The organism is uncultured Algibacter sp. (assembly GCF_963976535.1).
GTDB lineage: Bacteria > Bacteroidota > Bacteroidia > Flavobacteriales > Flavobacteriaceae > Algibacter_B.
This window is the reverse complement of record NZ_CAXBLF010000085.1, coordinates 1-10398: the sequence shown is the minus strand read 5'-3', so window position 1 is coordinate 10398 and position 10398 is coordinate 1. Positions and strand designations below refer to the sequence as shown.

The 10398-nt window shown below is 32.7% G+C and carries 11 protein-coding genes and 1 pseudogene; 5 read left to right on the top strand and 7 right to left on the bottom strand.

Annotation, left to right across the window (positions count from 1 at the left end):
- Together AAC024_RS14970 and AAC024_RS14965 are read left to right on the top strand one after the other, a co-directional pair.
- The coding region (locus AAC024_RS14970; protein WP_339896302.1) for an MFS transporter at nt 1–564 on the top strand (564 nt) is incomplete at its 5' end.
- Between the two features lies 1 nt (nt 565).
- Nucleotides 566–1759, top strand: a complete 1194-nt coding sequence (locus tag AAC024_RS14965) for a phospholipase D-like domain-containing protein (protein WP_339896301.1) — start codon at nt 566–568, stop codon at nt 1757–1759.
- Between the two features lie 203 nt (nt 1760–1962).
- Here the strand turns inward: AAC024_RS14965 and AAC024_RS14960 are convergent, their stop codons facing one another.
- On the bottom strand, nt 1963–2145 hold the full coding sequence (locus AAC024_RS14960) for a hypothetical protein (protein ID WP_339896300.1): 183 nt from the start codon (nt 2143–2145) through the stop codon (nt 1963–1965).
- 95 nt (nt 2146–2240) lie between these two features.
- On the bottom strand, nt 2241–3731 hold the full coding sequence (locus AAC024_RS14955; protein WP_339896299.1) for a choice-of-anchor B family protein: 1491 nt from the start codon (nt 3729–3731) through the stop codon (nt 2241–2243).
- Between the two features lie 83 nt (nt 3732–3814).
- On the opposite strand from AAC024_RS14955, the gene thiL reads away from it, so the two are divergent.
- A complete protein-coding gene (thiL, locus tag AAC024_RS14950) occupies nt 3815–4861 on the top strand; it encodes a thiamine-phosphate kinase (protein ID WP_339896298.1) in 1047 nt (348 codons plus the stop codon).
- On the opposite strand, the gene AAC024_RS14945 is transcribed toward thiL, so the two are convergent.
- The 4 genes from AAC024_RS14945 to AAC024_RS14930 form a co-directional block, all read right to left on the bottom strand.
- Nucleotides 4858–5118 (bottom strand): hypothetical protein, encoded by a 261-nt coding sequence (locus AAC024_RS14945; RefSeq protein ID WP_339896297.1) that lies wholly within the window; start codon nt 5116–5118, stop codon nt 4858–4860. The two genes, thiL and AAC024_RS14945, sit on opposite strands and share 4 nt — an antisense overlap.
- Before the next feature lie 74 nt (nt 5119–5192).
- Complete coding sequence (locus tag AAC024_RS14940) at nt 5193–5459, bottom strand: hypothetical protein (RefSeq protein ID WP_339896296.1); 267 nt, start codon at nt 5457–5459, stop codon at nt 5193–5195.
- A gap of 60 nt (nt 5460–5519) precedes the next feature.
- Nucleotides 5520–6296, bottom strand: coding sequence for an alpha/beta hydrolase (locus tag AAC024_RS14935; protein ID WP_339896295.1), 777 nt, complete (start codon nt 6294–6296; stop codon nt 5520–5522).
- Nucleotides 6297–6341: 45 nt separating this feature from the next.
- Nucleotides 6342–6998, bottom strand: coding sequence for a hypothetical protein (locus AAC024_RS14930; RefSeq protein ID WP_339896294.1), 657 nt, complete (start codon nt 6996–6998; stop codon nt 6342–6344).
- 212 nt (nt 6999–7210) lie between these two features.
- Between AAC024_RS14930 and AAC024_RS14925 the strand changes: the two genes are divergently transcribed.
- Complete coding sequence (locus AAC024_RS14925) at nt 7211–8533, top strand: aspartate kinase (RefSeq protein WP_339896293.1); 1323 nt, start codon at nt 7211–7213, stop codon at nt 8531–8533.
- 230 nt (nt 8534–8763) lie between these two features.
- Here the strand turns inward: AAC024_RS14925 and AAC024_RS14920 are convergent, their stop codons facing one another.
- Nucleotides 8764–10056, bottom strand: coding sequence for an aminopeptidase P family protein (locus AAC024_RS14920; RefSeq protein WP_339896292.1), 1293 nt, complete (start codon nt 10054–10056; stop codon nt 8764–8766).
- Nucleotides 10057–10165: 109 nt separating this feature from the next.
- Here AAC024_RS14920 and AAC024_RS14915 point away from each other — a divergent pair.
- Nucleotides 10166–10398 (top strand): annotated as a pseudogene (locus AAC024_RS14915) (hypothetical protein); the annotation flags it as partial.

Here is a 10398-nt window from a genome sequence, read left to right as displayed (position 1 = left end):
TTGCTCTCTTTTGTACTGCAGTTTGCAATAACACTGTTTGAAACGGTGTTCTCAATATTTGCTAAAAACGAATTATCCTTTAAAAGCAGCCAAGTAGGAATTGGTTTTATGTTGTGCGGATTGGTTATGGCAATACTGCAACCTGTATTTGCCACTTACGGTCTAAAAATACTATCCGGGAAAAAACAGATGACTTTGGGTTTTCTAATTAGTGGTATCGCATTAATAGCATTTCCTTTTATTAGAGCGACTTCACTAATTTATATCACCATAATTGTTTTTGCCATTGGAGGATCTATGGTAACACCTAATTTGCTCACTGCCGTTTCATTGCTCTCTAAAAAGCATACAGGCAGAAATATTTCCATACAAACGTCTATAATCAGTTTAGGTCAAATTGCTGGGCCAATATTGGGAACTTGGTTAATAGCTGGTGGTTTTTATTATCCTTTTATTATTTCGGGCGTTATTGTTTTAACGGCAATAGGACTAGTTTATTTTTTGAAGCAACAAAATAAAGCGGTCGATCTGGATTTATTGACCAATCAGGATTTAGATAATTAGGATGGACCATAAGAAAGTTTTTAGAGAACATAATAAAACGCCTTTTTTAAAGGCTGCAGACGGTACAAAATATATTGAACTGGTTCATTCAGGTGAAGATTATTTTGTACGGTTAAAAGAAATAATTAACAAGGCAGAAAAAGAAATTCATTTACAAACCTACATTTTTGAAAATGATGACACGGGAAACCTTATTGCCAACTATTTAAAAGAAGCCGCCCTAAGAAAAGTTAATGTTTATATTTTACTGGATGCTTATGGCAGTGCGGCACTTCCCGATAGTTTTGTTCAAGATTTACTCGATCATGGTATTCAATTAAGGTTTTTCTCGCCTCTATTTTCACTAAATAATTTTTATATAGGCCGACGTATGCACCATAAAGTTGTTGTAGCAGATGGAAGTACGGCATTGGTTGGTGGTATTAATATTGGAGATAAATATCATGGAAATGTGAATACGGAACCATGGCTTGATTATGCAGTACAATTATATTGTCCTGCTGCAGAAGATTTACAAAAACTGTGTAGCGATTATTTTTTCAAAAAGGGAAGTTCAAGAAAAATAAAACCTGTTTTACATTCTGCTGGTGATGCTCAAATAGGAGTATTACAAAACGACTGGTTACAAGGAAAAACAGAAGTCTGTGACGCTTACACAGAAGCTATTAGTAATGCCGAAAAGGAAATAGTTATTGTAGCCTCATATTTTTTACCTGGAAGCAAATTGACAAAGGCTTTGATAAAAGCTTGTAACAAAGGAATAAAAACAAAAGTAATCTTAGCAGGAACTAGCGATGTGCCATTAGTGCGTAGAGCTACCGAACATTTGTATGCATCATTACTTAATCACAATATAAAAATATATGAGTGGAACAAATCCGTAGTACATGGAAAAGCAGCTATGGTAGATAACAAATGGTCTATTGTCGGTTCTTTTAATCTGAACAGTCTTAGCTGTTATGGAAGTATTGAGATGAACGTAGAAATTCAATCCGTAGAATTTGCCGAAAACCTTCACTCAGACTTTGAAAAGATTATAAGCGAGTGTAGTGAAATTACAATGGAGACTCTTAGAGAAAGATCTGGGATATTTAAAAACTTGTCCAATTGGGTTTCTTATCAAATAGTGCGCACTTCTATGCTTTTTCTCACCTTTCTTCCACATTTAAGATTTTTAAAAGACTTTAGGCTTTAAAATATTTACCATTCTAAGTGCAATAAATAAGTGCAACCGCCATATAAAGGAAATTAATCTTTTGTTTAGAAAATAAATAATTTCAAATTTTACTCTAAGCTATCCACCATTATTACTTTGAATAATCGAAGTGTACCTGTCTGATCTTAAGAAACCAAAAGTTTTTCCCAAATAATACTTACGTTTGTATCTAATTTTGAATCTCAATAATCAAAAGATTCATGAGATTTATTTGTGATATCACCGTCCATACTTTGGGCGTGACCTAAAATAGCATAACCACAATCCGAGGTTTTTACAACCGCTTGAGCGCTTTCGTTTTTTGTGCCACCTAAAGTTTTTTTTAAAATCAGTTGTAATGGTATCACGTGTTTCTTTGGGGTCAATTATCTTTTTTTGAACAATTTAAAAAGAGTAATGCAATGGAAGGAACGCTTAGGACAAATATCTGTTTCTTCAAATAAATTAACATTTTTGAACATTACAAATCACTTTTTCTGACAATGAATAAACCTCTTTCAATGTCGCTAATTATTATATTACCACTTGAGAAATAAGGATACACGTTCCAAGCGCCATTAAATTCAGTATTATTATCTGTAGGGTAAGTATCGAAAAAACCAACTTCAGTAAATGTGCTATTTGCTATTTGAGAAATGTCTAACATGCGAACACCAGCTCTATAATTAGCAAAATAATACATATTGTTCTTTACATATCCATTATGATCAATGGCTGCAGTTGAACCAATGTAATTAAAATGATAAGCAGGATTATCCAAATCGGTGAAATCAAAAATAATAGTTCTTGTATTCCCTCCAACTCTAACTTCATCTAATTCATCACCTACAATAAAATATTTCATGTCTTCAGTAAACGAGCCTTGATGCGCATACCAAACATTATTATAACTTATTGTAGAAATGATTACAGGATTAGATTTGTTAGTAACATCAGCAATAACCACTTCGTTTTCATTACTACCAATTAATATTTCGCGACCAGTATAATCTGAATCAGGACCGTTATATGTTACAACTTGTGCATCATGAGAGTATCCACCTTCTTTAAAACCTCCTTCTGATATTGGATTTTTAGGGTCTTGAATGTTAATGAATATTGGGCCACCAAGAAAAGTAGAGCCTCTATCTGCGCCAACTATATATGCATATCCACTTTCGTCATTAATTACAATATTGTGCGCCTTACCAAATTCAGTAAAATACGTATCTGAGGTAAATGTTTCTGGAGGATTTGTTACATTTCTTAAACGCGTTAAATCGAAAATCTGCATACCATGGTCGTCATTACATGTAGGGTCACTAAAGCTACAATCGGAAACTATAAAAGCATGATCTTTGTATACTTTAACATCGCGCCAAGGGCTCGCAGTTGTTGCAGTTGGTAGGTTTCCTAAATAAATTGGGTCATTTGGTTTTGTGATATCAACAAAAGCTGTGTTATGACTAGTTGCCATTAAAGCATACTCTTTTCCTGTGGTTTCATCTGTCCATCCCCAGCAATCATTACCAGCAGAAGCCCCAAAAACGTTTAAAGGTATGTTTGCCATTAAATCGTAATCATTACAAGGATAAATATCCGCAAAACCATTTTCGCATATCGCAAAGGGCGTGTTAGGATCCACATAATCTTCATCACATAAATTTCCTATGCCATCATTATCATCATCTTCTTGGTCTGGATTTGCCTCTAAAGGACAATTATCATTCGCGTCTAATACACCATCGTCGTCGTCGTCGTCATCATCACATGCATTACCTATACCATTATTGTCATCATCTTCTTGATTTGGGTTTGAAATTGTAGGACAATTGTCTAAACTGTCTTCAATACCGTCATTATCTGTATCAACAATGGTGGCTAATTCAACAGGTTCATCGTTACAAGATTGAGTACTAATAATTAGAAAGCATGCAAAAAAGAGGACATAAAAAGGGCGTAAAAATTTCATAGGAAGATTTGTAAATAAAACTTTAAAAATTTAGTTTTAGTATAAAGATAGTAAAAACAAAAATAGCTTCTTATTTTTGCCAAATGATAGAAGATAAAAATCAACAGAGAACGCAGTTAAGTGACTTAGGTGAATTTGCATTAATTGAGCATTTAACAAAAAACTTCAAGGTAAAACATAAGTCAACAATTAAAAGTATTGGTGATGATGCTGCAGTTTTAAATTTTGACAACAAAAAAATTGTTGTTACAACTGATTTACTTTTGGAAGGTGTGCACTTTGATTTGAGTTATATGCCTTTAAAACACTTGGGGTATAAGGCGGTAGTTGTTAATTTGTCTGATGTTTATGCGATGAATGCCAAAGCTACTCAGGTTACAGTTTCTATTGGGGTGTCCAACAGGTTTCCACTAGAGGCTTTGGAGGATTTGTATGCTGGTATTGAACTTGCCGCAACTATTTATAATATTGATGTTATTGGCGGAGATACAACATCTTCAAATAAAGGATTATTGATTTCTGTTACTGCAATTGGAGAAGTAGAATCTGAAAATGAAGTTTACAGAAGCGGAGCAAAACCAAATGATTTATTGGTTGTTTCAGGAGATTTAGGAGCAGCATACATGGGGCTTCAAGTTTTAGAACGAGAAAAAGAAGTTTACAAAGTAAACCCTAACAGTCAACCAGATTTAGAGCCTTATACTTATATCATTGAAAGGCAGTTGAAACCAGAAGCCAGAAAAGATATTGCGAAGTTATTAGCAGACTTGAATGTGAAACCTACATCTATGATTGATATTAGCGACGGATTGTCTTCTGAAATTCTCCATATTTGTAAGCAAAGTAAAGTAGGCTGTGATTTGTATGAAGAAAAAATACCGTTAGACCCTCAAGTTATTTCTACTTGCGAGGAATTTAATATTGATAGTACAACAGTGGCGTTGAATGGAGGAGAGGATTATGAGCTTCTTTTTACTATTTCACAAGACGATTTTCTGAAAATAAAGGCGAATCCTAATTTATCTGTTATTGGTTATATTAAAGAAGAAAAAGAAGGTGTTCATTTAGTGACAAGAGCAGACACAAGAATTCCTTTAAAAGCACAGGGCTGGAAAAATTTTAATGATTAAGCAATATGTAATTTTGCTTCTGGTTGAGTTATAACAATGCTTTTTCTTTTGTTAATTCTAAGTACACGTTTGTGGTGTATACGCTCAAGAACATCATTTATTTCTCTAAATTTTGGTGTAAGCTCTACTAAATTACCGCTACCACTTGTGGTGAGCTCATTTTTACAGGATTTACAGGTGTATTCTTTAACATGATAGGTGACGTGTCGTGTCACTTTATAATCATGACCAAACACCATACATTGAATGTTTTTCATTTTGTTTGCATAATTAATTGTTTTAGAGAGACAGCTAAATGTATTAAAAACCAGCTTACCTTGTTAATAAACGGTTAATAAATCGATGAAGCGAGAGTTTTTTGCTTTAAACGTTCAGTTCTTGAGGTGTGAATACGCTCTAAGATGGCATTTATCTCTTTAAATTTAGGCGTAAGTGCTATTAGTTTACCATTACTATTGGTAGTTAATTCTTTTTTGCAATGTCTGCAAGTGTACTCTTTTACATGGTAGGTTACTCTCTTAGAAACTTCGTAATCATGCCCAAAAAGATTGCAATACATTTTAGGTAGAAGCGTAGGTTTGTTAACAGATTTTTTCATGATATAATCAATTGGGTGCTTAAATCTAAGAATTAAATTGAATAAACCGATAAAAAGCAATTAATTTTCGATGAAATGCACTATTGTTTGTAGGAAATCATCTTTATTTTCAATATGACTCATGTGCCCATCAGGAAATTCTACTAATTCAACTTTGGTATTTTTTATTTGAGAAATTAAACTTTTATAGTCCATTACGGGGTCCTTTTTCCCTAGAATCAACATTTTTTTAAAAGGTGTGAAATGTAAAAGAGCTTCTCTGTTTTCTCTAATCTTCATACCTTCAAGAGATGCAATAATACCTTGTATAGGTGTTTGTTGTGCGTCTTCAATAACGGCTTTTATTTTTTCTGAAAAAATAATTCTGTTTTTAGGATTGAATAAATTAGCAATAGCCAATCTTATGAATGTTTTATGATTTTGTTTAACAGCTAAAATAGCTCGATCTCTGTTTTTTTTCTTTTCTGGCGAATCAGCTTTTGCTGTTGAATTCATTAAACACAACCCTTCTATTGCGTCTGGATTTTTTTCCGCGAAAGCGAGAGAAACATATCCACCCATTGAATGACCAATAAAAGTTGATTGTTTAATTTTTAAATGTATTAATACGGCTTCAACTGCTTCAGCCATGAGTTCCATGGTGTGAACATAACCGAGACAACCTGTTTTGCCATGGCCCAATAAATCTATACAAATAACCCTATTTTGCTTTGAAAGCGTTGAAATAAATGGTTCCCATATTAAGGCATTTTCTAAAAACCCGTGAAGTAATACTATGGTGTTTCCTTTGCCCTCGTCTGTGTAAAAAATGTTGATGCCTTTATGTTCTAAATACATGCTCAATTTATCTCCAGCAAAGATAAAATCATGCCATCAAATAAACTAAGATTTTACTCTTTTAATAGCAGTAAATGCCTTATCAACAAATTCATCTTCAACTAATATGGTAAACTCATTAGTGGTCGATAAAACTTCATACAAAACAATACCTTCCCAAGCTAATCTTTTAAAGAAATGATAATATAAACCTGCTATTTTAGAATTGTCTTGCGGAAGGTTTATGCTAATTGCAGATAAATCTTCTTGTTTAGCAAGAAAAGCTTCATTCTTCAAATGATTTTTTATAAAATCATTTAAACTGCTAGAAACAATAATATTGCTTTCATGAATACCTCGGGTAAATGTGTAGAACAATTTATCATCTTTATTAATACGTTCTAATATTTTGGCATGATTGTCAATTAAGGTCGTTGAGTTTTTAACGGTAAAATCAGTAAGGTTTGAGCGCACAGTAATATCTCCAAGATTTTGAATTACCCGTTTCATTTTAATCGAATTACCTAAAGTTACAGGAGGATTATAACGCCTTAAAGCCATCATTATAGCTCCAGGTTTTACATCCTTTTTGAGCATTTTGCTTATGGGTTCTACAAGCTCAATAGCTAAAGCGCTAAAATTTATGATTTTTCTTGATAAGGCTTCTTCTAAATAAGGCTGTGTTATTAATATGTCTTCAACACAATTTGATACCGTTTTCATGTATTTAATCTATCTGAATGTTAATTATTTAACAATATGTGTAAAAATAACTCTTTTTTTTAAGAAACATAGTTGTTAAGTAAATGAGTTATAGTTTTGTTCATCAAATCAATGAAAATGGTATGATTTAAAATAATCATTAAACACAATGGATTGATTATTTTTCTCATGAAGGTTACATCTGAGAATTTAAAAGCAATAAAAAGAAACGGATGAAAGTATTAAAGTTTGGTGGAACTTCAGTAGGATCGGTTGAAAATATGGGCAATGTTAAGCACATTATTAACGATGGCCATAAAAAGGTTGTAGTGCTTTCGGCTATGTCTGGTACAACAAATCAATTGGTTTCAATAGCTCAAGATATTGATGCGGGTAAATTAAATGATGCTATTGATAAGTTAAATAAACTACACGAAACATACTTTAATACTATTGATACCCTATTAAGTGACGCTCTTTTAAATAATGATGTTAAAAATTATATTTCAAGTATTTTTGAACTTTTAGTTGAATGCACTTATAAGGATTTTTCTGAAACCATAGAAAATCAGATTTTAGCACAGGGTGAATTGCTTTCAACTTACATGTTTAATAGCTATTTAAAACAAGAAGGTATTCGTGCTTCAATATTACCAGCGTTAAACTTTATGCGAATTGATGCGTTTAAAGAACCAGATATTGAATACATAAAAGAACATTTTGAAAATGTTTTAGATAATGCTGAAGATTCAGAAATTTATATCACCCAAGGATTTATTTGTTTAGATGATGAAGGCCATATTTCAAACCTTCAACGTGGCGGGAGTGATTATACAGCAACTATTATTGGGGCAGCAATTAAAGCGGAAGAAGTTCAAATTTGGACTGATATAGATGGGATGCATAATAACGATCCTAGGTATGTTGAAAACACAAGTGCCATTTCAAACTTATCATTTGAAGAAGCTGCGGAGTTGGCTTATTTTGGAGCTAAAATATTGCATCCACAAACGGTAACGCCAGTTAGAAAAGACAGTATCCCTGTTCGATTAAAGAACACCATGAAACCTGATGCTCATGGAACTTTAATTTCTAAAAGTACATCAGGGAATGGAATAAAAGCCATTGCTGCAAAAGATAATATTACGGCGATTAAAATTAAATCGGCAAGAATGTTGCAAGCGCATGGTTTTCTAAAGAAAGTTTTTGAAATTTTTGAGACTTACCAAACGTCTATCGATATGATTACAACATCGGAGGTGGCCGTTTCATTAACCATTGATGATGATAAAAATCTTGATATTATATTAGCTGAATTAGAAAAGATAGCATCTATTGAAGTTGATAAAAACCAAAGCATCGTGTGTTTGGTTGGGCATTCAGTAGTAAATCATCAAGATACTTATAAATTATTCCAAATATTACAAGATGTAAAAATTAGAATGATTTCTTATGGTGGAAGTAAGAACAATATATCTTTATTAATCGATTCAAAAGATAAAATTAATACGCTACAAAAACTAAATGATTATTTATTTGAATTAGTCACTCTGTAAATTACAATATTAGATTTTTTAGCTATAAGGGTCGTTTTTCAACGATCCTTTCTTTTTTTTTCAAAACTACCATTTTTTTTAAATGTGTTCTAAAATATAATCGGAACTTGTTCCTCCCTTTGTTTTAAAGGGAGGACAATTTCGATGAAATCGAAATTAGGAGGGTTAAGCTTATAGATGTTAAAAATATTTTCAACTTCTGTGAACTTAAAGGCTAGAACTCCTTTGATTTATGCATTCATAATATCTTCTATTTCATCTGCTTCAATTGGTATGTTTCTCATAAGGTTAAAAGGTTCTCCTGCTTTTTGAATAACTACGTCATCTTCTAGTCTAATACCAAAGCCTTCATCTGGAATATAAATGCCTGGTTCAACAGTAAATACCATATTAGCTCGCATAGGCTCAGTTAGTATGCCGTAATCATGCGTGTCTAATCCCATGTGGTGGCTAGTACCATGCATAAAGTATTTTTTGTATGCTGGCCATTCAGGGTTTTCGTTTTGCACATCGGCTTTATCAATTAAGCCTAAACTAAGTAATTCATTGGTCATAATTTTTCCAACTTCAACATGATATTCAGCCCAATCTGTTCCAGGAACAAGCATTTTTGTCGCCTCATTTTTCACTCTAAGCACAGCATTATAAACTGCTTTTTGTCTTTCAGAAAAACGACCAGACACTGGAACACTACGAGTCATGTCACTGGAGTAATTAGCGTATTCTGCTCCAACATCCATTAAAATTAAATCGCCTGCTTTACATTGTTGATTATTTTCAATGTAATGCAATACATTAGCATTATTTCCAGAAGCAATAATAGGTGTGTATGCAAACTTTTTTGAGCGGTGTCGCAAAAAATCGTGCATAAATTCTGCTTCAATTTCAAATTCCCAAACATCAGGTTTTACAAAACCTAACACTCTACGAAAACCTTTTTCGGTAATGTCGCAAGCTTTTTGAATCAAGTCAATTTCAATAGGTTCTTTTACTGAGCGTAAGCGTTGCAATATAGGATTGCTTTTTGCAACGGCGTGAGCAGGGTATTTGTTTTTTAACCATTTGGTAAATCGGTCTTCACGCGTTTCAGTTTCAACATTTGCTCGATAATGTTCATTGGTATTAATGTAAACCGTATCACATTGTGTCAGTATTTCAAACATGACTTTTTCCAAGTCTTGTAACCAATACACCGTTTTAATACCACTAGTTTCAAAAGCTTTTTCTTTAGTAAGTTTTTCGCCTTCCCAAATAGCAATATGTTCATTTGTTTCTTTTAAAAATAATATCTCGCGGTGTTTTTCTTTGGGGCAATCAGGAAAAAGGACAAGGATACTTTCTTCTTGATCAACACCACTTAAATAAAAAATATCTCTATGTTGCTCAAAAGGCATCGTGCTATCTGCGCTTATAGGATAAATATCATTAGAGTTAAAAACAGCCAAACTATGAGGTTGCATTTTGGCCTTAAATTTTGCTCTGTTTGTTTCAAAAAGCGATTTGTCTATTTGGAAATATTTCATGTAAAATGTGTGTTAAGATTTTTAAATGTAGCAAAACTAAATAAATCTTAAACGATATTTTCCTATATTTGGTAATCCCTCCACTATTTTTTATTTAAATTATTAGATTATGACTAGAAAATTACCATTAAAATTCACCTTAATTGCATTAGCTTTTTTTACATGCTTCTTATCTGTTTCTGCGCAAGTTTCATTAAGAGAAATATCACTTAAAGAACAAGTTGAAAATTCTAGCTTAGTTATAGAGGGTAAGGTTGTAGCGCAAAGAACATTTTGGGATGCAGATCACAGATTAATATATACAGCCAATACTGTTGAGGTATCTAAAGTTTTTAAAGGAGA